We start from the raw sequence: 22,282 nt of genomic DNA on the forward strand, positions 1-22,282 counted from the left end.
TCAGGACGTCGCAGGGCCGGCGTGGTTGGGGCATGCCGGGTTCGGCGCGATCTCCGTCCGGCGCATCGTCGAGCTGCCGGCGTCCCATACGAGCTGGGCGCCGATCGTACGAGGCCGTTCGAAACCGCTGCAGTGACGTACGGCCTCCAGCACCACCACCCCTGCCATCAGCGGGTGATAGCCAGGCGTGATCGGCTGTGGATGACGGGGGCGCCGGGCGCTCGCAAGGAGTTCGACGACCTGGTCGAGCTCGGGGAACGTGCTGCGCGTCCGTATTTCGAGACATCGCCAGCACGCCTGCGCGCCGCCCGGGAGCACCAGGGGGCCCACGCCGCCCGCGGCGACGAAGAGGTGGGGGATGCGCCGCTCGTGGCAGACCTCGGTGATCCAGTTGCGGATCCGCAGGAACGGCTCGTCGGCGGACACGATGAGCAGGTCGCAGTCGGGAACGAGGGCGTTCGCGCTCTCGACGCCCTCCACGAAGCCCGCGCGCGGATCCACCACGAGATCGGGGTTCACCTCGGCCAGCCGGCGTGCGGCGGCCTCGACCTTGGGCCGGCCGACGGCGTCCTCGCGGTAGAGGATCTGGCGGTTCAGATTCGACCTCGCGACCGTGTCGCCGTCGATGAGCGTGAGCCGCCCCACGCCCGTCGGCGCCAGCGCGAGCGCGATCCACGTGCCCAGGCCGCCGAGTCCGATCTGGGCGATGTGCGCGGACGACACGTTGTCCTGCATCGTGAACCGGCTGTTCTCATCCGTCTCCGCGCCGCCGAACATGTCGAGCTGCCGGGCGTAACGCTCGCCGTACGACCGGACCTCCGCCGGACGTTCCTCGAACAGCAGACCACGGGCGTGAAGTTGTTCGAGGGCACTGATCACGGTTGCCCGGTCATGCCCTTCCGCGGTGACGGCGCCGACAATGGCGCTCGACTCGTGACCGATCCGCAGTTTTTCCACGAGCGACCACAACAATGGATCCGCCGCGGCGCGAAGTGGCTGGCTCCCCGCGAAAAAGAGCACCTTTCCGCCGGGCAGGACCAGCGGCACCACAGTCGATCGAAAGCGGATCCGGCTCCCCGGCTCCGCGTGATCGAGAACGATGGACAGACTGCGCATACCTCCCCTTTTCCGCTGGTCCGTGCCCGTTGTCCCGTGGCGGGAGCAACCACCACGGGACACGCGTCTTACGACCGAAGCCGATTAGCGCGGCTCCTCCTCGTAGCTCAGCGCCAGATATGCGCCGGCCTCAAGAGGATCGATCTCCTCGAAAACAAGCGGCGTAGCCTGCTCCTGAATCTCCATCGTCGGTCCACCTCCTTCGCGGATTCGGATGAATTTCGGACACCCGCAAAGTTAGTGAGCCGGAGTATGCTTCCGGTATATGCGCGCTATTCCGTGAGACTCGGCCGCCCCTCTCGGAATGACCGAATGGACGAGGCGGACCGGGCCGGGTCGGCCGGACGGTTGATGGCCGGCCGGGGCTGGTCGGCGACGATCGTGGGCCATGAGGCAGATTGCGGCATTCGCGGCGTGCGCGGCGCTCCTGGCGACCGTCGGTTGCAGCGTGGACCTGAAGGCAGAAGAGGTTCACGCCACCCAGTCGTTCCCCTTCACCGGGACCGACCTCAAGATCGACGCCTCCCTGGGCGGCGTCCGCGTCCTCCAGGGCGCCGGCGGCGCCGTCCAGGTGGAGCGGTGGGTGCGCGGCAAGGCGGCCGACTCGCCCGCCTGGTCGCTGCGCGACGGCGCCCTGCGCCTCAGCGCGGACTGCAACCTGGTCTTCGGCGACTGCGGCGCCCGCTACCACGTCAAGGTGCCGCCCGGGGTCCGGCTCTCGATCGACGTGACGGACGGGCTCATCCTGAGCGGCCTGACCCAGGACGTGGCCGCCAAGAGCCGCGAGCGCATCCAGGTCACAGGCGCGTCGGGGCGGCTGCGTCTACAGAGCGACGGGTCGATCACCGGCGAGGGGCTGAAGTCGGGCTACGTGCGCTGCCGAACCTCGGACGGGTCGATCGACGTGGCGTTCACCGACCCGCCGGCCACCCTGGACCTGCGGTCGCGCGACGGGAGGGTGACGGCGAGGGTTCCCGAGGGCGCGTACGAGGTGACGGCCAGGAGTGTGGACGGGAGCACGCGTTCCGAGGTGAAGGACGACCCGGAGGGGCGGCGGAAGATCGCGGCCAGCAGCACGACGGGCGACGTCCGCATCCTGACCAAGTGACGACACGGCGGGGGCGGAGGGAGCGCGGCACCGTCTCACGGCGGCCGGGCGGGGTGCGGTGCCGCTACCCGGCGACCCGGCGGGGTGCGGTGCCGCTACCCGGCGACCCGGCGGGGTGCGGTGCCGCTACCCGGCGACCCGGCGGGGTGCGGTGCCGCTACCCGGCGACCCGGCGGCGCCGTCCACCGCACCCGTGCGCCCGCCAGGGCTACTGCCAGATGGCGGCGTACTTGCCGTTCTCGGCGTTGACCTGCACCGGCGCGAGCCCCTTGGCCTTGAGGTCGTCGAAGCGCTTCTGGTAGCCGGACGCGCTCATGTCCACGTAGTGGGCCCAGGACTTGACCCCGTCCTTGCGCCACACCGCCGCGTACGTCCCGTCGGGCGCCACGGAGACCTTGACCGGCCGGAAGCCCTTCTCCTTCTTGGCGTAGACCTCGGCCTCGTGCTGCTTGAGCGACTTGCCGTAGGTGTAGTACCAGGCGCCGCCGCTGTTGGCGCTCCACACGCCGACGTACCGGATGTCGCCCGGCGTGCCGTACGCGTCCACCGACGTCAGCGCGAGCCCCTTGGCCAGGGCCTCCTTGTTGGCGGCGGCGAAGCCCGCCGGGGTGAGGCCGGCCTTGGCGAGGAACGCGCCCTTCTTCTTCTCGAAGACGGCGGCGAACACGGCCGAGCCGGCCGGCCCGGTGGCGGAGATGGAGGTCGGCTGCGCCCCCTCCTTCAGCCCCGCGTCGAAGCGCTTCTGGAAGCCGTCGGCCGACATGCCCTGCCAGATGCCCCACTCGCTGGACGAGCCGCCCTTGACCCAGACGGCGGCGTAGCGCTCGCCGTCCGACACGTTCACCGTGATCGGGCGGTAGCCCTGGTCCTTGAGCTGCTTCACCTTGGCGACGCTCTGGCTCGCGCTCAGGCCGTGGTAGGCGTACCAGGCCTGTGCCTGTGCCTGTGCCCCCGTCGTCATCGGGACGGCGGCCCCGGCCAGCACGGCCGTGACGATCGCGACTTTCCCTGTGGTCCGCATGACCCTCCCATGCAGGATTCTTTACTCGTTCAAGGGATAAGGCACGACCCTAACAGCCCTTACTGACCGGCCGCATACCGTGTGTCAGCCGATGCGCTCGAAGGGCGTCGGCGACTGGCCGGTCCAGCGGTAGAGCTGGGCGTGCCCGGTGTGCTTGGAGACGCCGTCCTCCGTGACCTTGTCGGCCTTGGCCACGTAGTAGCGTCCGCCGCCGAGGGAGATCAGCCCGTACTCGCCGGTGAACTGCCACCCCCTGACCCCCGTCGCCTCGTCCTGCAGCCCGCCCCGCGCGAGCGTGAGCAGCTTGCCGCGCTCGGCCTGCGGCTGGCCGGCCAGCTCGCCCGTCCTGGGGCGCGCGCCGCCGTCCACCATGAAGAAGGTGTAGTTGGGGAACTGCGGCTTGGTGCCCTTGTAGACGGCCATCATCCAGTTGCCGGTGTGCTCGTCGTACTGGAGGTTCTGCACGCCGTAGGTGGTGTTGCCGGTGTAGGCGAAGTACTTGCCGTCCACCCGCTCGGGGCCGCTCTTGTGCGGGGCGCTCTCGGTCAGCGGGCGCTCGTACTTGCGCCACTGCTGGATGTCGTACTGGAGCAGGACCTGGTGGTCGTTGTCCTGGCGGGTGGTGTTGGCGTAGATGCCGTAGGCGACGGTCAGCTTCTGCTTGCCGTGCTTCTTGCCGAACTCGGGGCCGAACGAGACGCCGTCGATGCCGCTGCAGCCGTAGCGGTGGTCCGGGGTGTTGCCGACGTTGCCGTCGAAGGCGCCGTCGCCGTTCATGTCGGCCACGTAGTCGGCCACGACCTCCTTCAGGTACACGGTCTTGACCACGTCGGTGGTCTGGGCGTCCATGTCGGGGGCGGTGATGCGGTCCACGTCGAAGATCGCGATGTAGAACGACTCCTGCTCCTTGTACTCCAGCGAGCCGTACACGCGCCCGTCCTGGGTGTTGAAGTCGAGGTCGCCCAGGTGGCCGGTGAAGCCGGTCACGGAGCCGATCAGCTTGCCCTGGAGGTCGGTCTTGACCAGGAGGTTGGTGAAGGAGAAGTACATGTACCCCTTGCGCTGGTCGATGGCCATGCCCTGGACGTGGCCGGCCGTCCAGGCGCCGCCGTAGATCTCCGCGGGCAGGTCGCGGGGACGGTCGGCGGCGCCCGCCGGGGTCGCGGTGAGGAGGGAGAGGGCGGAGGTGGCGGCGAGGGTGAGTGTCAGGACCTTGCGCATCAGTGCGATAACCCGTCTTCGGCGTTCATTGATCAAAAATCGACGTTATACCGGCCTTATGCGCATATCTGACTATTTCCTGAACTGTCAGTGAAGTGGCGCCGAACCCTCCCCGTTCACTCCATGGCCGTCCTCACCTGACGCGCCCGGTACTCCGCCTCCGGCCAGCCGCTCGCCCGCACCCCTCGGAGCAGCTCACGCCACGGCTCGTCCCACCCCGCCCCGATGGCGGCCGTCTCGGCCAGCGCGACGGCCAGCAACGCGCCCCCCTCGCCCTGCTCCGCCAGCCACCGCGCGTGCGGCAGCAGCCGCTCCGCCGGCACGTGCCGCGCCGACCCCGCGAGCGACTTGCCCGCCTCGACGGCCGCCAGCACCCCGGGAATCGTCCCGAGCAGGCGGGCCAGGTCGTCCCCCGGGTCGTGCTCCCAGTCCACGACGGCGGCCAGCAACTCGGCCGCCAGGTCTTCTGGCAGCTCGTCCACGACCGCCCGCGCGGGCCGCCGCGCCGACTCCGGGTCCATGACGTGGCGCGTGCCCCGTCTCCCTCGCCGCCTCGCATCTGCCTGGAGGCTCAGGCGCAGGCTCAGCACGAGGGCCGCGAGCCGCTGGGTGGCCGGGCGGTCGCGCTCCGCCCCGGCGTCCGGGCCGTCGGGCGCGGCGGCGAGCGCGCGCACGGTCCGCCGCAGCTCCGCCACCCCGCTTTCCGAGCACGCCACCCCCACCAGCCCGTGGGCCGCCGACCGCCACTCGGCGGTCTCGCCCAGCTCGCGGACGATCTCGCCCAGCCGCGCCGCGGCTCCCGGCACGTAGGAGTCCCAGCGAGGCAGCGCCTGGACGGCCGCCAGCCGGGTCCTCAGCTCGGCCGAACGGGTCGCGGCGGCGACCAGCTCCCCGTACGCCGGCCGCCACCGCTCCGGCAGGCTCAGCGGATGCGGCGCCAGCACCGCGGCGGCCACGTCCTCCACCGCCGCCACCGCCTCCCTGAGCAGCTCCCAGGCCGCCGGATCGGCGAGCAGCTCCGGCATCGCCGACACGATCGCCGCCCGGACGTCCCTGTGCCCGCCCTCCTCGTCCCACAGGCGCCGCAGCACGCCCATCACGCCGGGCGCGCGGTGCCTGGCCAGCAGCCGGACCGCCTCCTTACGCGCGGTCACCTTGCCGCCCGCCAGCACCGGCTCCAGCGCCGCCGCCAGCTCCGCCGGGCGCACGAACCTGGCCGCCCGCGCCGCCCCGTACACCGCCACGTGCGCGTCGTTCCCGCCCGCGTGCGCGAGCAGGTCGCCCAGCACGTCCTGCGGCGCCGCCGTCCATGGCAACGCGGTCAGCGCCGCCCGCCGGATCACGGCCTCCCCTCGCGTCATGGCGGCGTCTTCCGCCGTCGCGTGCGCCTGCGCCGGGGCGGCGTCTTCCGCCGTCGTGTGAGGCTGCCTTGCCGCGGCCTTCCCCGGCGTCACGAACGGCCGCAGGCGCCCCGCGTCGGCGCCGGGCACCTCACCGATCTTGCGCACGGCCCGCGCGCGCTCCCACACCGGCAGCGTCGTGTCCCGCGCGATCCGCTCCAGCAGCCCCAGATACGCCTCCCGCTGCCGCGCCGTCCACCGCAACACGGCCCGCCGCGGCACGTCGTGCGTCCGGCGCGCGCCACTCCCGCCGAACCGCCCCTGCGGGTCCCGCGGACCGAGCGCGACCTCCAGCAGGTCGGTACGCCACCATGCCAGCACCTCGAAGACCTGGCCCAGGTTCACCGCGGACGGATCGGCCGCCAGCAGCCCCGCCACCCGCTCGCCCCTGGTCCGCGGCGGACGCAGCCAGTGCTCGACGGCCTCGATCGCCGCCGTGCCCTCGACGGCGTCCAGCGCGCGTTCCAGCGCCCGCCGCAGCTCGGGCAGCTCATGACCGCGCCGGCCGAGCGCCGTGGCGAGCAGGAAGGCGAGCCGGTGCCGGTCGTGGCCGGCCGCCGCCTCCAGGTACGGGGCCAGCCTGCGGACCAGCTCGACCTCCTGGCCGCGCCGCAGCACCTCCGGCAGGTGGCTGAGCGTGGCCGTGCCCACGTGCTCGATCACCCGCTCGAACGTCCGCATGCCGAACTCCAGCAGGGCCGCGTCCTCCCGCGTCGCCCCCTGCTCGAAGACCCGGGCGGCCAGGCCGCTGACGGCGTGCCGGGTGCGGACCGAGCAGTCGCGGGCCGCCAGCGCGTCCTCGGCGAGCCGGTCGAGGAACGGCACGTGCGCGGGCTGGAAGAGCCGGCCGGGGATCACGGCCAGGGCCGAGACGGCCGCACCGTGCACCGGGTCCTGCTCGTTGCGCAGCCTGGTCAGGGCGTCCGTCAGCCGGGTGAGGGCCTCGGGGTCGCGGCTGCGGCCCGCGCAGGCGATCAGGTTGACGTAGCCGTTCGCCCGGTCCAGGGGGTCGGAGCGGCGGGTGGCCGCCCGCAGCACCGGCTCCGCCTCGTCGTACGGGAGAAAGGCGGTGATCTCCAGCGTGCGCAGGTCGTCCTCGGCGATGGCGCGCAGCCCGAGCATGCGGCGGGCCTCGGCGACGCGGCGGCGCAGCGGCAGGACGCTCATCAGCTCGCCGAAGTGCACCCACTGGGACAGGTCGACGCCCCGCATGGTGGCGGTGAACACGCCGTCCCTGCGGGAGGGTGGCAGCGCACGCAGGAGGTCGATCACCGCGGCGTCCCGCTCGCGTACCGCCCTGCCCAGCTCGCCCAGCCGTTCGTCGGTGAGCACGGCCAGCCGCCGCCGCACGGACGCCTGCGCGAGCAGCCCGGCGAGCTGGGGCTGCCGGCCGGGGGCCAGGTAGAGGGCCAGCGTGCGGGCCGGGTCGGCGTCCAGCAGCCGCCCCGCGCAGCGCCAGGACCTGGGCGTCCAGTGCCGCTCCAGCAGCGCGATCACCCGCTCGGGGGCGTGCCAGGCGGCCACCTCGACGCCGGGGGCCACCGCCTGCCACCAGGCGTCGCGCAGGCTGCCTGGCAGGCCGTCCAGCACCCGTTCCGCGTGGTCGAGCACCAGGATCGGGTGGTGCTTGGCCAGCGCCGCCCAGCTCGGCACCGCGTGCGTCAGGTCCGGCAGCCTGGCCGCAGCCGCGTCGGCCCCGCACGCCGCCAGCAGGCTCGCGGCCTCGCGGTCGCCCCACCGCTCGCCCACCTCACCGATCAGCCGTTCGGCCAGGTCGGTGCGGCGGTGGCGCCTGATGGCGCGGTAGGCCGTCATGCGGTGGTGCGCGGGGGCGGTGCGGACGAAGGTGAGGATGTCGTCGGCTGGAGCGCCGAGCTTGACGGCCTGCGCCATCGCGGGCGCCGAGATGTCCGGGTCCGGGTCGGTCAGGGCTCGGGTCAGGTGCCGGAGGTCCTTCGCCATCGCGGCCATGCGGACGGCCAGCAGCCTCTCGTACGAGCCGCCCTCGGCCAGCTCGCCCAGCAAGGCGGCCAGTTCCGGGCGGCCGGACAGCTCGCGGACGCGGACGGACAGGTGGTGGCAGCGCTCCCGATGGGACAGCGGCTCCACCTCGTCGAGCAGTTCCTCGGTTCGCATCTCGTCACCCCTGCTTGAGTCCCGTCAGAAAGGCGTTCATGGAGTCGCGCAGCGACTCGTCCGGCTCCGCCGCGTGCGCCGCCCGCACCCACTCGACGGCCTCCGCAGGCGGCTCGGGCCAGGCCTGTAACGTCCGGACCGCCCTCCGCCGGACCGGGAGGTTCCGGTTGTGCAGCGCCGCTCTGATGAGTGGCAGGCCCAGGCCCGGATGTGACTCCAGCTTCTTGACCACCATCTCCAACGCCAGCTTGTGACCGTCGCCGACGGGTTGGGCCTCCGGGCCGCCGGCCAGGGGCAGCAGCTCCTCGGCCAGCGCGACCGCCGTGCCGGTGTCCGCCAGGCGGAGGACGTTCGCCCAGGTGAAGCTGTCGCCTGGGTCCACCCGCAGCCGGGCCACGAGCTGCGGCAGGATCGGCAGGCCCAGCCGGTTCGCGCAGTATTGGGCGAACGGGAAGCCGTCGGCCTCGGGGTCCGCCACGCCCGCCAGCGCCAGTTCGGCCCAGCGGGGCTGGTCGAGCACGTCCCAGTAGCGCCGCCGCAGTGCCTGCACGTCGCCTGGGAGCCAGTGCTCGGGCGGTTCGTGCAGGTGACGGCGGATGGTCAGGAGGTGGTCGAGGCGCTGGAGGGTGGCCTGCCCTTGCCCTGCCAGGCCGGCGTAGCGGGCCAGGGCGGGCACCGCGTCGCCGTACGCGCCGAGGCCCGTGGTGGGGCCGCCGTCGCCGCGGGCCAGCGCGGACAGGATGCCGCCCGCGCCGTCCACCAGCGCCTCGTCCGGCTCGGGGTCGAGGAGCGCGGAGTACAGGTCGCCGGTGGTGGCGGCGAGCGGGGCCAGGTACTCGTCCATGACGTCGTTGCGGTAGCCCTCACGCAGCAGCCACGACTTGACCTCGGGGTCGTCGCTGCCTTCCAGGCGTTCGACGGCGTGGATGCGGCCCCAGCCCGTGACCCGCCTGGCCAGCTCGAACACCGCCCGTTCCCGCTGGTGCCCGGGTTGGGTGCGCAGCAGGGCGACGGCCGCGTACAGGGTGAACTCCTCCAGCGTGCCCAGCAGGAGCAGCAGCTCGCGGTCCCGCTCGTCGCCGGACACGCCGACGAGCACGATGCCGATCTTGACGGCCTCGCGGCGGGTGCCGTGCTCGGCCAGCCAGTGGCCGGCCTCGTACACCTGCTGCCTGCTCAGCTCCCTGCGGGCCAGCTCACGCGGCAGGTCGTCGCAGATCTCCAGCGCGCGGGCCTGCGCCAGGCGGTCGTGCAGCGTGGCGTGCGGGGCTCGTTCCTGGAGGAGGTCGGCGACCGCCTGGACGGTGTCCGGGCCGGAGCCGACGCCGAAGTGGTGGGTGCGGACGCCGTCCATGACCACGGACGGCATGTGCGGCTTGCCGTCGTCCGGCCGTGGCGGCTCGTCGGGCAGGTCCATCGCGTACGGCGGCCAGGGGCCGGGGCCGTGCAGGCAGGACAGGGAGAGTGCGTGTGCGAGGAAGGTGAGCTGCTCGCTCGGCTTCCTCTCGCCGGGGGTCACCGGCTGGGGCGGTGGCCGCCCTTCCCGTAGAAGATCATGGTGGTCATGATGCCCCAGGACGCCCGGTTCGCGCCAGCCGATTTCACGTGAGCATTTTTTGGACTTGCGAGTCCACTTTCTGCGAGCGACAGTGAGACATCCGTCCAGGAAAGGCATGACGATGCAGGCGATTGTTGTGGAGCAGCTAGGCGGGCCGGGGGAACTGCGGATCGCCGAGCGCCCTGACCCACGCCCCGGGCCCGGCCAGATCAGCGTCGCGATCAGCGCCGCGGGGGTGAACTTCATGGACACGGGGGCGCGCCGGCTCGGCCCCGCAACGGGCCGCGTGCCGTTCGTGCCCGGCGTGGAAGGGGCCGGCCGGGTCGTCGCGCTCGGCGAGGGCGTGACCGAGTTCGCGATCGGCGACCGGGTGGCCTGGGTGTACGCCTACGGCTCCTACGCCGAGCAGGTGGTGATGCCGGCCGGCAGCGCGGTGCCCGTACCGGACGACATCACCGACGAGATCGCGGCGAGCGTGATGATGCAGGGCATCACCGCCCACCACTTCACCACCGAGGCCGCACCCGTGGAGCCCGGCCAGACGGCCCTGGTCCACGCGGCGGCCGGCGGGCTCGGGCAACTGCTCACCCAGCTCGTCAAGGCGCGCGGCGGCACCGTCATCGGGTTGACCTCCAGCCAGGCCAAGACCGGCGTCGCCCGGCAGGCCGGAGCGGACCACGTGGTGGTCTCCACCGGCGCGGCCTTCGTGGAACCGGTCATGGAGCTCACCGGCGGCCAGGGCGTGCACACCGTGTTCGACGGCGGCGGCGAGACCACCTTCAGGGCATCGACGCAGGTCCTGCGCAGGCACGGCACCCTGCTCTACTACGGGGCCGTCATCGGCGACCCGCCCGTCCTGAACCTGCGCGAGCTGCCCCGCAGCATCAAGGTGAGCTACCCGGTGTTCCGCGACCACATCCCGACCCGCGAGCAGCTCCTCACCCACAGCGCCGAGCTGTTCGGCCTGCTCCGCCAGGGCCGGCTGCGGGTCGAGATAGGCGGGCGCTACCCGCTCCAGGACGCCGCCCGGGCCCACCACGACCTCGAAGCACGCACGACCACCGGCAAACTGCTGCTCCTGCCCTGACCTCTGCTCAGGGCAGCCTGATCAGGCGCCGCTCCACGGCGGCCGTGACAGCGGCGGTACGCGTGTCCACGCCGAGCTTGCCGTAGATGTGCACCAGGTGGGTCTTGACCGTCGCCTCGGTGATGAACAGCCGCCTGGCGATCTCCCGGTTGCCGGCTCCGCTCGCCAGCAGCTCCAGGATCTCCACCTCCCGCACGCTCAGCGCCGGGCCCGGATCGCGCAGCCGCCGCATCATCCGCGCCGCCACCTTGGCCGACAGCACGCTCTCGCCCCTGGCCGCCGCCCGGACGCCCTGGAACAGCTCCTCCGGCGGGCACACCTTCAGCAGGTAGCCGGTGGCGCCCGCGTCCACGGCCCGCATGACGTCCGCCTCCGTCTCGTACGTCGTCAGCACCAGGACCTGCGGCGGCGACGGCAGCGCCCGGATCCGGCGGGTGGCCTCGACCCCGTCGACGCCGTCGCCGAGCTGCAGGTCCATGAGCACGACGTCGGGGCTCCTCGCGGCGATCCCGCTCAGCGCCTCCTCCGCGCCGGACGCCTCGCCGACGACCTCGATGTCGTCCTCGCCGCCGAGCAGCGCCACCAGGCCAGCCCGGACGACCGGGTGATCGTCCACCAGGAACAACCTCATCGCACGGCCTCTCCGGATGAAGAGACGGGAACCTTGGCCGCGATCGCCGTGCCCTCGCCCGGCGCGCTCTCCACGATCAGGACGCCGCCCACCTCCTCCAGGCGGTCGCGCATCGCGCGCAGGCCGTAGCCGCGTCCGGGCGCCGGGGAGGGTTCGGTGAATCCGGCCCCGTCGTCGAAGACGTCCAGCGTGACCTCGCCGTCCAGGTAGGACAGGGTCACCGTGGCGCTCGCGGCGCCCGCATGGTCGCGGACGTTCGCCAGCGCGCCCTGGGCCACCCGCAGCAGCGCCGTCTGCACGTCCGGACGCAGCGGGTACTGCTCGCCCTCCATCCGCACCCGCACCCACGGCCGACCGGTGTCATCACCGGCGCTCGTGCTGAGCCGGGCGAGTGCCTCGGGCAGCGTGCCGTTCTCCAGCCCCGGCGGTCGCAGGTCGCGGACGAACCGGCGGGCCTCGTCGAGGTTCTCCGCCGCCGCCGTCGCGGCCCGCCGTACGTGCGCGCGGGCGAGCGCGGGATCGGCGGCCCAGGCGCGGTCGGCGGCCTGCAGCAGGATGCCCATGCTGGTCAGCCCCTGCGCGAGCGTGTCGTGGATCTCCCTGGCCAGCCGCTCCCGCTCCTCCAGCACACCGGTACGGTGCCGCGTCTCGGCCAGCGTCTCCCTGGCGGCGATCAGATCGTCGATGAGCAGCTGACGGGCGGCGCTCTCGCGCTGCAGCTCCCAGAACGTCACCGCCGTCATGGCGGCGATCCCGATGGGCGCGAGGATCAGGCTCGGATCGATCTCCTGCGCGATCTTGGTCTGCGCCGCGATGACGATCAGCGTGAGCGCCGCCGCGGCCACCGCGAACGCCCGCGCGTTCAGCAGCCGCAGGCACAGGAAGAGCAGCGGCACCGCGCACCAGCTGAACGACGGCGCGAGGACCACCAGCCCCAGCCAGACCGCCGCCACGCAGCCCAGCCACACCAGCCGCCCGCGCCCGAGCCTGCTCCACAACACCATGCCGGCCAGGTACGCCAGGGCGAGGGCCGCGCAGACGGCCAGCGCCGTCACGGTCTGCGCGACCATGCCGTGCCGGGACACCAGTCTCCACGCCGAAGCGGCCAGCAGCAGGTAGAAGCCCGCATGCATGGCCCAGTTCAGCCAGACGCGCTCTCTCATCACCCTCCCTGTCCGGTTCTGTCCAGACTTTATGCAGTTCAGGCGACCAGCCGGGACCTGTCCGGTGGCGGATCAACCGATCGGTTGACCTGCGGCTCAACCCCTTGACGCGGCGGGATCGCCCGTGCTCCCGATGGCTCGCGGCGCCTTCGTTGCCAGGCTTGACCTGCTTGAACACCGACGAAGGGAAGAGAAGATGACCATCTCCCGCCCCATCCGCCCAGTCCGCCTGCTCGCCGTCGGCCTCGCCCTCGCGACCGCGGCCCTCACCCCCACCGCCGCCGAGGCGTCCGCGCCCGCCCCGGTGTCCATGCCCGCCCCGGTGTCCGTGCCCGCCTCGGCCGCCGCCCCGGCTCTGGACTCGCGCGCCGACCAGCCGCTCGTCCAGACCGAGGTGCTGTCGTCCGACGCCGCCCTGAAGATCGCCCAGGCCGCGATGCGCGAGGCCGCCCAGCAGAAGCAGCGCGTCACCGTCGTGATCGTCGACCGCTCGGGCGCGACCCGCCTGGTCGTCAAGGGCGACGGCGCGGGCCCGCAGACCGAGGAGTCGGCCAGGCGCAAGGCGTTCACGGCGGTCTCCTTCGGGCGGGCCACCAGCGAGCTGGCCAAGGGCCTGAACGGCGGCGGCCCGAGCATCGCCGACATCCCCGGTACGCTCTTCCTCGGCGGCGGGGTCCCCGTCGCCTCCGGCGGCGCCCCCGTGGCGGGCATCGGCGTCGGCGGTGCGCCGAGCAGCGACATCGACGAGGCCATCGCCCGCGCCGGGCTGAAGGCGGTCGCGGGTCAGCTGCGGTGAGAGGCCTGACGGGGATGAGCAGCCCTGGACGCAGAACCGTCCTGGCCTCCCTGCTCGCCTCGCTACTGGCCGCATGCGGCGGACGCGACACAAAAGGAGAAGGCGTGACCGACGAGGAACTGCTGGCAGCCGCGGCGCGAGGAGACGCCGCCGCCGTCCGCGACGCGCTGAGCTCGGGAGCGGACATCGAGGCCCGCGACGACCGGCGCCGCACGGCACTGCTGCTCGCCGCCGCGGCCGACCACGTCGAGGCGGCCGAGGTCCTGGTGAAGGCGGGCGCCGACCCCGACGCCCAGGACGCCCGCCAGGACACGCCCTGGCTGGTCACCGGCGTCACCGGCAGCGTCGCCATGCTCCGGACGCTCCTCCCGGCCGGCCCCGACCTGACCGTGCGCAACCGCTACGGAGGCGTCTCCCTCATCCCGGCCTGCGAGCGGGGGCACGTGGACTACGTCCGCGAGGTGCTGAAGACCGGCATCGACGTCGACCACGTCAACGACCTCGGCTGGACCGGCCTGCTGGAGGCCGTCATCCTCGGCGACGGCGGCCCGCCGTACCAGGAGATCGTGCGCCTGCTGATCGCCGCCGGCGCCGACCTGAACCTCGCCGACCGCGACGGGGTGACGCCCCTCGCCCACGCCCGCACCAAGGGCCAGACCGAGGTCGCCGCCCTGCTGCGCGCCGCCGGAGCCCGCTGACCCGCCCGCCTCAGCCCGGACCCCACACCAGCTCCACCCCTCAGCCCGGATCCGCCACCAGCTCCACCCCTCAGCCCGGATCCGCCACCAGCTCCACCTCGAACCCGTCCTGATCCTCCAGGTATGCGGCGTAGTGCCGCTCCCCGCCGGCGTACGGGTGCCGGTCCTGGAACATCAACGTCCAGCCGTACGCGGGCGCCCGCCGGGCCAGCTCGTCCACCCGCTCGCGGTTGCCCGCGTGGAACGCCAGATGGTTCAGGCCGGGGCGGCGGCGGTCGTGCCCGGCGGCGGTGAGGGCGGGGGACTGCTCGATGACGATGTACGTGGCCCCCAGCCGCCAGCTCCGGCCGTCCGGCCAGTCCTGGTGGAGCTCGTAGCCGAGCTGCTCCAGCAGCCATCGCCAGCTCGTCGCGGCGCGCCGCAGGTCGGGGACCCAGAGCTCGACGTGGTGCAACGAGCCGGTGGCCGGGGGTTCGGTCATGGCGGGAGCCTACGGGCCCCGGCTTCCGTCGTGGTCGCGCAGCGCGAACCTGTACACGCCCGCGGCTCCGACGGCGAACAGACCGGAGCCGTCCGGCAGCCAGGCGCAGTCGCTGAGCCGGTCGTCCACCCGGATAGCGGCCACGGGGTCCAGGGTCAGCACCTCCGACACGAGCAGGACGCCCTCGTCACCGGTGCTCGCCAACAGCCGGCCGGAGGGGGACAGGGCGATGCTCGACGTTCCCGCGCGGTGGCCGCGCAGGTCGCCGACGATCTTGCCGTCGTACCAGACCCTGATGACGTTGACGTCCCGGCGCGCCCAGACGAGCCCCCACAACGTGCGTTTCGCCATGGATCCGCTGCCGAAGGCGGCGACGACGCTCAGGTCCGGCGAGATGACCACATCCTGGAGATGGCTGGACCGGGTGCGCAGCGTGGCCAGCCGCGCTCCGTCCGGGCGCCACAGGTGGACACGGCCGTTCTCGGTCGTCGCCAGCCGGTCGCCGCGCGGCGCGATGGTCAGGCAGTCGCAGCCTTCGATGTCGGTGTAGCGGGGCCGCTGCCTGCTCTTGAAGCGATGGCGCACTCTGCCGTCCGACCCTCTGACGCGGACGAAACCTTCGGCGTCCAGCGTGGCGAACCAGGTGTCGTCCGGGGCCATGGCGAGCGTGGTCGTCTCTTCGTCGAAGAGCCGGAACTTGAGTGGCGACTTGCTCGTCAGGAGCGACAGCCCCGCTCGCGTGGGGCCGTAGTTCGCGCAGAGAACCCAGGCGACATGCCGGTCGAGCGCCGGCAGGTCGGCGGCGGCCGCGTCGCCGAACAAGGCCCGCAGCCCCTCGTACGGCTCCGCTTCCAGCAGATCGATGTGCTCGCGACGGCCCCCGTCCGCGTCCATCAGGTGCACCGCCACCGGCGTCAGTGCCGCGACGCGGGAGCCGTCACGCGAGACGACCACCGCACCCGCGTCCCGCACCCGGTGTCCTTCTTCCGCGTCCGGCCTGGCGAGGGCGCGCTCGACGCTCCAGATGCGGACGGTCCTGTCGTTGCCGCTGCTGGCCAGCAGTCTGCCATCGGGTGAGAGGGCCAGCCCGGTCACGTGGGCGCTGTGGCCCCGCAGTCCGGCGCGCCGGGTCCCGTCGGACTCCCACAGCTCGATGCCCTGCCCGATCAGGGCGGCCAGCCACCGTCCGTCCGGCGAGACGAGCACGCCGTGCGGCCTCCCCTCGACGTCGGCGGTGCGCGCGACGCCGCCGGCCTGCCAGGCCAGCCGCCACCCGGCCGTGAGGCCGACCGCTCCCCACGGCCCGCCGGCGGCTGTGTAGACGGCCTCGTCCGGGGACGGGTCGCCCACCGGACGCCCGTCGGCCACTCGCCAGGTACGCGCCTCCCGCCTACCGATCACCGTCATCCGCGTGCTGTCGGCGGAGATGACGATGCGTTCCACGTGGTGAGCACGACGACTGACGCGACGGCCGAAGACCTGAAGGGTGCGCAGATGGTCGCCGTCGCCGTTCCACAGGGCGACGGCGCCGCTCTGGGAGCCCGTCGCGAACCAGGAGCCGTCGGGCGCCATGGCGATGACGTTGATCCAGCCTCCGCCCCACGGCCAGGGCCGCCGGTGCGCCGTGATCTCGCGGCGGAGCGTCCCGTCGGCGTTCCAGAGCCGCACCTCGCCGCCGGTGTGCGAGGTCACCATCCACGTGCCGTCCGGCGCCATCGCCAGGCCGGTGGCGCCGGCGGCGGCGTCCACCTCCTTGACCAGGCCGCCGTCGGCGTCCCAGAACCGGATGCCGTCGAAACCGGCGCTCACGAGCCACTGACCGCCGGGTGCGAACGCCACCCCCTTCACCAGGCCGAGGTGGCCGTGCAGAGTGCGGATCAGCGCCGGGTCCGGCAGGTCGGGAGGCGGCAGCAGGCTCTCCAGCCGGGGCTCGCCCTCCTCCCGCAGCAGATCGAGCACCTTCTTCGCGAGGTCGGGCGACGCGTGCAGGCGATGGGCCAGGCTCGCGAGCACCGTGGCGCGTTCCTCCACCTCGGCGAAGACATGCGCGCTCTGCGCGATGATCCCGGCCAGTTCCCCGGCCAGGGGCGCCGCCGACCACGCGAGGTCGGCCTCCACGGCTGACGGGCCGAACCTCACCAGCTTGGCCGCGACCCAGCGGGCATCGCAGACGAGCTCGTCGAGCTCGGCGGTGAGACCGGCCCCCGCGAGGTGGTGGGCCAGGTGGCGCCAGAGGTAGGTGTTCTCCTCCGGTAGCTCCCACCAGCCGGACGAGCCCGTGCGCACGGCCTCGACGAACCGCTCGTTCGTGGCGGCGATCGCGGCGTGGCCCAGGGTGTGCCGGATATAGCCGCGCACCACGTCGTGGATGCTGACGGCCCCTGCGCTGTAACTCGACAGCAGGGACAGCCCGTCCAGCTTCTCGCACAGCGACTCCGCCTCCTCGCCGCTCATCCGCCACAGAGCCGCGACCAGGGCGATGGGCACCTCGGCGTCCTCCTCGAAGACGCCGAGTTCGAGAAACCGGACGCGGTCCGTTCCGTCCAGAGTTTCGAGCCCGTGCTCGATGCTGATTCGCACCGCCGTGTCACGAGCCGCGGCGTCCCGCACGTCGAGAGACGTCGGCCCGCCGACGGACATCCGTTCGATGATGTCCGCCGCGGCGTCCGTGGCCCGCGCGCCGCGCCGCACCCGCCGCAGGAGGGCGGAGTTGACGATCGCCAGCAGCAGCGGCCACTCGCCTGTCAGGTCGAGCAACTCGGCGATCTGGCCTTGGGACAGCCGCAGGTCACCCCGTAACAGCAGCTCACGAGAGACCTCCGGGCCCATCTGATCGACCCTGACCGGCACCGCGCCGCGGGGAAGCACCTTCGGGTTGCGCGTCGTGATCAGCCGGGTGCATCGAGGGGCGCCCTGGAGGAAGGGGACCAGCTGATCCGCAGTCCATACGTCGTCGATGACCAGCAGGACGCGTCCCGCGTCGTCCAGGACCTGCCCGAGATGCTGGCCTGCCTGTTCCGGGTCGGAGAAGGACGAGCGGGAGGCGCCGAACGCTGCCGCCACCTCGTTGATCAGTTCGATCAGCTTCGGGCCTGTGCGGTCGCGCCCGACGGTCACCCATTTCACGGCGTCGAAACGCTTGCGGACCTCGGAGTCGTAGCAGACCGCGTTGGCCAGAACGCTCTTCCCGAACCCTCCGGCCCCATGGACGCCCGCGGTCAGCGCCACCGGGGAGTTCTTGTCGGACAAGCGCAACGCCCGGAGGACTTCCCTGATCTCAGCGGGCCGTTCCACCCAGTCGGTCCGCAGCGGCACTTGGAAGATCTTCTTCCCACTTCCTGCGGCTTCCGACCGGTTCCTTAAGAACTCCACACCGGTGTATCCCAGCCCCAGCACCAGTAGGGCGACGATCAGGGACACGGTCGGGTTGCTGGTGGCGAGGTTGGTCAACGCGCCGACCCCGATGCTCAGGACAGGACTGAGCACATGCAGGACGTTCGTAGGGCGGGCACTCGCCATGGGGCACCTCAGCGGGATGACGGGTCGGAGTCCAGCGGGCCGCCGGAGCCCAGCCACCGAGCCTCGGCCTTGTCGCCGTTCGAGTCGTCCGGGCCGGCGGTGATGCCGTGGTGGCGGGCGAGTCGCGGGAGCCGGCGCAGGAGCTCCGTCCTGTCGTCGAAGTCCCAGGCCTCGCCGTCGGGCTGCGCGCGGGGGCTCAGGAAGGGGAACCTGCTCTCGACGCCTCGCGCCGCCACGGCGTCGCCCAAGGTGATCGAGTCCATGCCCGTCGCCCGTTCGTAGGCGCGCCCGGGGACGTAGGCGAACAACTCGAAGTTCGGGTAGACCTCATCCGGCCAGCGTGAACGCCGGGTGCGTGTGACCCGCATGAGCCGGATCCGGCCGTCCCTGGACGGGGTCGTCCGCTCGTGGCGGTGGTTGCGCGACAGCTCGACGAGCCGCCGTGTCGCCGGCAGCTCCAGAAGACGATCGGGGCAGCCGACGGCCTGCTCGAAGTCCTCCCTGCCGAGGCTGATGAGCCAGGTCGTGAAGTATTCGAACGCGTTGGACGAGCCTCTGCCGGTGAACAGCCAGCACGCCGCGTACAGGTCCCAGGTGCAGGCGCGGTTGCGGCAGGTCGTGAACCAGGTGGCGTAGTCCACGATCTCCTTGGCGGGCAGAGCGGCGAGGTGGTTCTCCAGCCATCTCAGGCGTGCCTGCCGGGTGCCGGTCTCCGTGGCGGAGCGCTCCACCACGTCCCAGAAGCCGTCGATGTCCACAGCCAGCGATCATGGCACAAGGAGCCGTCCCGCCGTCACGTGGTGGTGCGCTCGTCGTCCGGGATGGGCGCGGCAAGTGGGCTGGGCAGGACGGAAGGGGCGGCCTGGGTCAGGATGAGGGTCAGGTCGTCGTCGGCCTCGGTGGTGGCCGTGTGCTTGTCGAGCGCGTCCAGCAGCTCGTCCAGGGCCTGGTCCAGGGTGGGGGCGGCGAGCGTGGCGTGCAGGCGCTCGTCGAGCGGGAACAGGTCTCCGCCGGGCGTGCGGGCCTCGGTCAGGCCGTCGGTGTAGAGCAGCAGGCGGTCGGTGGGCAGGAGGCGGACCCGCTGCGGGTGCGGGTCCGGCGAGAGCCCGAGCGGCGGGGATGGGCTGCGCAGGACCAGGACGTCCAGGGTGGCGCCGACGCGGATCGGCGGCGGGTGGCCGCAGTTGACGAGCGTGACGTGGTCGCGGCCGAACTCGGCCAGCAGGACCGTGACGAAGTCCTCCGCTCCCAGGTCACCGGCCAGGCGGTTGTCGAGGTGGTGGGCCAGGCAGGCCAGGTCCGGGGCGGTGGCGGCCGTCTGGCGGAAGGCGGCCAGGACGCAGGCGGCGTGGCTGAGGGCGTCGATGCCGTGGCCCTTGGCGTCCCCGATGATCAGGCGCAGTCCCGCGGGCGTCGAGATGGCCTCGTGCAGGTCGCCGCCCAGGCGGGCGCCCGGGGTGGCCGAGCGGGTGCGGGCGGCCAGGTGGAGGCCGCCCAGCTCGGCGGGCAGCGGCGGGCTGATCGCCCGCTGGCTGGCCTCGGCGAGGCGGGACAGGCGGAGCACGGCGGTGTGGTACTCGCGGTAGGTACGGGCCGTCAGCACCGCCCACAGGCCGCTGGTGGCCACGATCAGCACGCGGATCAGGTGGTCGGGGACGGCGGGCAGGCCGGAGCCCGCGCCGTCGGCGGTGGCCAGGAGGAACAGGGCCAGGGCGAGCGCCAGCGCGGCGGCGAGGGTGGTGAACCTGGGGCTGAGGAACCAGTGGGCGGCGGCCAGCGGGCCGAGCAGCAGGAGGCCGGACATCGAGACGGTGACGGCCGCCTCGTCGGCTGCGGCGATGGCGACCTCGGTGAGCAGGATCGATGGCAGGAGCCAGCGGTGAGACCTGGGCATCGTGCTTCGCCGGCGGATGAGAAGCTCCTTACGGTCGGTCGCGGGGCGCCGGGCTGGCGTATATGCGGGGGGTGGGGAGTCGCCGGTGTCACGTTCCCGCCGTCAGCAGGCCGGCGTCGGCGGCGCCGCCCGCGTAGGCGATGCCGATGTCCAGCGGGTCGATGTCGTAGCCCGCCTGGTAGGCCCGCTCGTACGCGGGATCGCCGACCAGCCGCCGCGCCTGGACCTCGCACTCCCGGCGGGCGGCGACCCAGGTGGGGATGCCGATCTGGGGACGGCCGATGCGGTTCCAGACCTGCTGGGCCACTCCGAGCAGGCAGGCCGCCCGCTCGCCCTCGTTCATGGCGACCGCGATGCGGCCGAGCAGGTCGAGAACGATGGCGACGCCGAGGTGGTCGTTCAGCCGATGCTTGATCTTCAGCGCGGACCGGGCGCAGGAGAGCGCGGCCTCGGGGCGGCCGTGGTTCAGCTCGGCATCCGTGCGGACGATGTCGCTGTGCGAGCGGAACAGGCGTTCGCCGTGCCGGTCACAGTTGCGGTTCACCAGGTCGCAGATGGCCATCGCCTCCTCGTGGGAGCCGAAGAAGTTGTAGGCGGCGCCCGCGCTCAGGGCGCTCAGGCAGTAGGCCATGGTGAGCTCGGCCCGCTCGGACATGTGGGAGTACACGTCCTTGGACAGGGCCATCATCTGTTCACCGTCACCCAAGATCAGTATGGCGGCCAGGACTGTACTACGCCCGTGCTCCAGGGCGGACGCGTCGCCCTGCCGCCGGGCCTGGTCCTCGCACTGCCGCGCCAGCTCCAGCCCGCTGACGCCGTCGCCCTGGATCGTGCTGATCAGGCTCGCCACCCACAACGCCTTGGTACGGGCCCGGCCCGGCCCCGTCTCGGCGGCCAGCGCCCGCTCCAGGAAGTGCGCGCCCTCCTTGGCGAACCCGCAGCCGTACCAGTAGAACCACAGGTCGCCGACCAGCTCCAGCGCGACCGGCTCCCCCGGGCACTCCAGGGCGAACTCCAGGGCGGCGCGCAGGTTGTCGTGCTCGGCGGTCATGCGGTCGTACCAGGCGACCTGGTCGGGCCCCAGCCAGGAGGCGTCGCCCAGGCCGGCCAGCTTCCTGTAGTGGTCGCGGTGGCGGCGGCGCAGCGTGTCCTGCTCTCCGAGATGGCCGAGGTAGAAGGCGCCGAACTCGCGGATGGTGTCCAGCATCCGGTACCGCTCCCCGCCGCCGGTCGGCTCCCAGATCAGCAGGGACTTGGTGGCCAGCGTGGCCAGCAGCCCGGGGACGCGCTCCGGGGCGAGCCGCTCGTCGCCGCACACCTGGGCCGCGGCGGCCGCGTCGAAGGAGCCGGCGAAGACGGACAGCCGCGCCCAGGTCAGGCGCTCCTCCGACGTGCAGAGCTGGTGGCTCCAGCCGATCGCGGTACGCAATGCCTGGTGCCACGGCGGCACCGTCCCGTAGACGGCCTGCGCGGTGTCGCCGAGCAGCGACAACCGGTCGGACAGCCGGTCGGCCAGCTCCTCCATCGGCATCTCGGCCAGCCGCGCGGCGGCCAGCTCGATGGCCAGCGGCAGACCCTCCAGCCGCCGGCACACCCGCACCGCGGCCTCGCGGTTGCGCTCGTCCAGGGTGAAGCCGGGCAGCGCGGCGGCGGCGCGCTCGGCGAGCAGCCGCACCGCCTCCGTCTCCTCCTCGCGCGGCGCCTCCTCGCGTGCTCCCTCCTTGCGGGTCTCCTCCTCGCGCGCCACCTCCTCGCGCGCCACCTTGCGCGCCACCCCCTTGCGGGCCCCGGTCCGCCCGCGGCCGTTCGCGCCGGGCACCGGCAGCGTCCCCAGGAGGAGGACCTCCTCCTCGGGCAGGTCCAGCGAGCGGCGGCTGGTGGCCAGCACCCGCAGCCCGGGTGCGGCCTCCAACAGTGTCCCGACGATCGCCGCGCACTCGTCGATCAGGTGCTCGCAGGTGTCCAGCACCAGCAGCAGCTCGCGGTCGGCGAGGTACTCGGCGAGCACCTCGCCCATGGGGCGGGTGGACCGGTCGGCCAGCGGCAGCGCCTCGGCGATCGTGTACCGGACCGCGCCCGGCTGGCCGATCGGGGACAGCGGCACCCACCAGGCCCCGTGGGTCAGCCGCGGCTGGAGGGTGGCGGCGGCGCGCAGGGCCAGCCGGGTCTTGCCGACCCCGGCCACCCCGGTCACCGTCACCAGCCTGCCCTGTTCGAGCAGCGTTCCCATGCGTGCCAGCTCATCGTGACGGCCGATGAGGCTGGTGGTCTCCAGGGGGAGGTTGCCCGCTCTGCCCTGGCCTGCCGCTCCGACCATGATTGCCGCCTTCGCCGGGGGTCGATCTGCCGCTTTTGCTCGGAAGAGCAGTCTGCCTCAGCGGTGGGCGCTTCGTAGCCGAAAGTAAAGAAGTGAGCACTCTTCGCATCCAGGCGTGCGGGTGGCGCCGGACGGG

Annotated in this window: 16 protein-coding genes; 4 read left to right on the forward strand and 12 right to left on the reverse strand. The window is 72.7% G+C overall.

The window, feature by feature from the left end:
• Positions 1–957: a TOMM precursor leader peptide-binding protein gene (locus FXF51_RS37695; RefSeq protein WP_187414784.1), complete on the reverse strand. Its 957-nt coding sequence runs from the start codon at positions 955–957 to the stop codon at positions 1–3.
• Between the two features lie 547 nt (positions 958–1,504).
• Between FXF51_RS37695 and FXF51_RS37700 the strand changes: the two genes are divergently transcribed.
• Entirely contained in the window at positions 1,505–2,224 is a 720-nt protein-coding gene (locus tag FXF51_RS37700; RefSeq protein WP_148439485.1) for a DUF4097 family beta strand repeat-containing protein, read from the forward strand.
• A gap of 208 nt (positions 2,225–2,432) precedes the next feature.
• Here FXF51_RS37700 and FXF51_RS37705 read toward each other — a convergent pair whose 3' ends face one another.
• The 4 genes from FXF51_RS37705 to FXF51_RS37720 all read right to left on the reverse strand — a co-directional run bounded on the left by FXF51_RS37705 (position 2,433) and on the right by FXF51_RS37720 (position 9,521).
• Positions 2,433–3,245: a hypothetical protein gene (locus FXF51_RS37705; RefSeq protein ID WP_148439486.1), complete on the reverse strand. Its 813-nt coding sequence runs from the start codon at positions 3,243–3,245 to the stop codon at positions 2,433–2,435.
• 84 nt (positions 3,246–3,329) lie between these two features.
• Positions 3,330–4,466, reverse strand: a complete 1,137-nt coding sequence (locus FXF51_RS37710) for a hypothetical protein (protein WP_148439487.1) — start codon at positions 4,464–4,466, stop codon at positions 3,330–3,332.
• 116 nt (positions 4,467–4,582) lie between these two features.
• Positions 4,583–8,002: a hypothetical protein gene (locus tag FXF51_RS37715; RefSeq protein WP_148439488.1), complete on the reverse strand. Its 3,420-nt coding sequence runs from the start codon at positions 8,000–8,002 to the stop codon at positions 4,583–4,585.
• Positions 8,003–8,006: 4 nt separating this feature from the next.
• Positions 8,007–9,521 (reverse strand): hypothetical protein, encoded by a 1,515-nt coding sequence (locus tag FXF51_RS37720; protein ID WP_148439489.1) that lies wholly within the window; start codon positions 9,519–9,521, stop codon positions 8,007–8,009.
• Positions 9,522–9,675: 154 nt separating this feature from the next.
• Here FXF51_RS37720 and FXF51_RS37725 point away from each other — a divergent pair, with 154 nt between their 5' ends.
• On the forward strand, positions 9,676–10,647 hold the full coding sequence (locus FXF51_RS37725; RefSeq protein ID WP_262380090.1) for a quinone oxidoreductase family protein: 972 nt from the start codon (positions 9,676–9,678) through the stop codon (positions 10,645–10,647).
• Positions 10,648–10,654: 7 nt separating this feature from the next.
• Here the strand turns inward: FXF51_RS37725 and FXF51_RS37730 are convergent, their stop codons facing one another.
• Positions 10,655–11,278, reverse strand: a complete 624-nt coding sequence (locus FXF51_RS37730; RefSeq protein ID WP_148439490.1) for a response regulator — start codon at positions 11,276–11,278, stop codon at positions 10,655–10,657.
• Positions 11,275–12,441: a sensor histidine kinase gene (locus FXF51_RS37735; protein WP_148439491.1), complete on the reverse strand. Its 1,167-nt coding sequence runs from the start codon at positions 12,439–12,441 to the stop codon at positions 11,275–11,277. The genes FXF51_RS37730 and FXF51_RS37735 overlap by 4 nt, the downstream gene beginning before the upstream one ends.
• Positions 12,442–12,637: 196 nt before the next feature.
• Here FXF51_RS37735 and FXF51_RS37740 point away from each other — a divergent pair, with 196 nt between their 5' ends.
• Complete coding sequence (locus FXF51_RS37740; protein WP_148439492.1) at positions 12,638–13,237, forward strand: GlcG/HbpS family heme-binding protein; 600 nt, start codon at positions 12,638–12,640, stop codon at positions 13,235–13,237.
• Positions 13,238–13,341: 104 nt separating this feature from the next.
• Positions 13,342–13,935 (forward strand): ankyrin repeat domain-containing protein, encoded by a 594-nt coding sequence (locus FXF51_RS37745; protein WP_187414785.1) that lies wholly within the window; start codon positions 13,342–13,344, stop codon positions 13,933–13,935.
• Between the two features lie 70 nt (positions 13,936–14,005).
• On the opposite strand, the gene FXF51_RS37750 is transcribed toward FXF51_RS37745, so the two are convergent.
• The 5 genes from FXF51_RS37750 to FXF51_RS37770 all read right to left on the reverse strand — a co-directional run bounded on the left by FXF51_RS37750 (position 14,006) and on the right by FXF51_RS37770 (position 22,146).
• Positions 14,006–14,416: a VOC family protein gene (locus tag FXF51_RS37750; protein ID WP_148439494.1), complete on the reverse strand. Its 411-nt coding sequence runs from the start codon at positions 14,414–14,416 to the stop codon at positions 14,006–14,008.
• Positions 14,417–14,425: 9 nt separating this feature from the next.
• A complete protein-coding gene (locus FXF51_RS37755; protein WP_187414786.1) occupies positions 14,426–17,902 on the reverse strand; it encodes an NB-ARC domain-containing protein in 3,477 nt (1,158 codons plus the stop codon).
• 41 nt (positions 17,903–17,943) lie between these two features.
• Positions 17,944–18,693 (reverse strand): DUF4240 domain-containing protein, encoded by a 750-nt coding sequence (locus FXF51_RS37760; RefSeq protein WP_187414787.1) that lies wholly within the window; start codon positions 18,691–18,693, stop codon positions 17,944–17,946.
• Between the two features lie 35 nt (positions 18,694–18,728).
• Positions 18,729–19,829 carry a PP2C family protein-serine/threonine phosphatase gene (locus FXF51_RS37765; protein ID WP_148439497.1) on the reverse strand — a complete coding sequence of 367 codons (1,101 nt, stop codon included), beginning with the start codon at positions 19,827–19,829 and terminating at the stop codon, positions 18,729–18,731.
• Positions 19,830–19,917: 88 nt separating this feature from the next.
• Positions 19,918–22,146 (reverse strand): ATP-binding protein, encoded by a 2,229-nt coding sequence (locus FXF51_RS37770; RefSeq protein ID WP_148439498.1) that lies wholly within the window; start codon positions 22,144–22,146, stop codon positions 19,918–19,920.
• Positions 22,147–22,282: the final 136 nt, after the last annotated feature.

The sequence above is a fragment of the Nonomuraea sp. PA05 genome, assembly GCF_008086045.1.
Classification (GTDB): Bacteria; Actinomycetota; Actinomycetes; order Streptosporangiales; family Streptosporangiaceae; genus Nonomuraea; species Nonomuraea monospora.

What these genes read in the sequence shown, in the direction of transcription:
- FXF51_RS37700 (WP_148439485.1), top strand. Translation starts at nt 1,505, where the DNA reads ATGAGGCAGATTGCGGCATTCGCGGCGTGCGCGGCGCTCCTGGCGACC.
- FXF51_RS37705 (WP_148439486.1), bottom strand. Translation starts at nt 3,245, where the DNA reads ATGCGGACCACAGGGAAAGTCGCGATCGTCACGGCCGTGCTGGCCGGG.
- FXF51_RS37710 (WP_148439487.1), bottom strand. Translation starts at nt 4,466, where the DNA reads ATGCGCAAGGTCCTGACACTCACCCTCGCCGCCACCTCCGCCCTCTCC.
- FXF51_RS37715 (WP_148439488.1), bottom strand. Translation starts at nt 8,002, where the DNA reads ATGCGAACCGAGGAACTGCTCGACGAGGTGGAGCCGCTGTCCCATCGG.
- FXF51_RS37725 (WP_262380090.1), top strand. Translation starts at nt 9,676, where the DNA reads ATGACGATGCAGGCGATTGTTGTGGAGCAGCTAGGCGGGCCGGGGGAA.
- FXF51_RS37730 (WP_148439490.1), bottom strand. Translation starts at nt 11,278, where the DNA reads ATGAGGTTGTTCCTGGTGGACGATCACCCGGTCGTCCGGGCTGGCCTG.
- FXF51_RS37735 (WP_148439491.1), bottom strand. Translation starts at nt 12,441, where the DNA reads ATGAGAGAGCGCGTCTGGCTGAACTGGGCCATGCATGCGGGCTTCTAC.
- FXF51_RS37740 (WP_148439492.1), top strand. Translation starts at nt 12,638, where the DNA reads ATGACCATCTCCCGCCCCATCCGCCCAGTCCGCCTGCTCGCCGTCGGC.
- FXF51_RS37750 (WP_148439494.1), bottom strand. Translation starts at nt 14,416, where the DNA reads ATGACCGAACCCCCGGCCACCGGCTCGTTGCACCACGTCGAGCTCTGG.
- FXF51_RS37765 (WP_148439497.1), bottom strand. Translation starts at nt 19,829, where the DNA reads ATGCCCAGGTCTCACCGCTGGCTCCTGCCATCGATCCTGCTCACCGAG.
- FXF51_RS37770 (WP_148439498.1), bottom strand. Translation starts at nt 22,146, where the DNA reads ATGGTCGGAGCGGCAGGCCAGGGCAGAGCGGGCAACCTCCCCCTGGAG.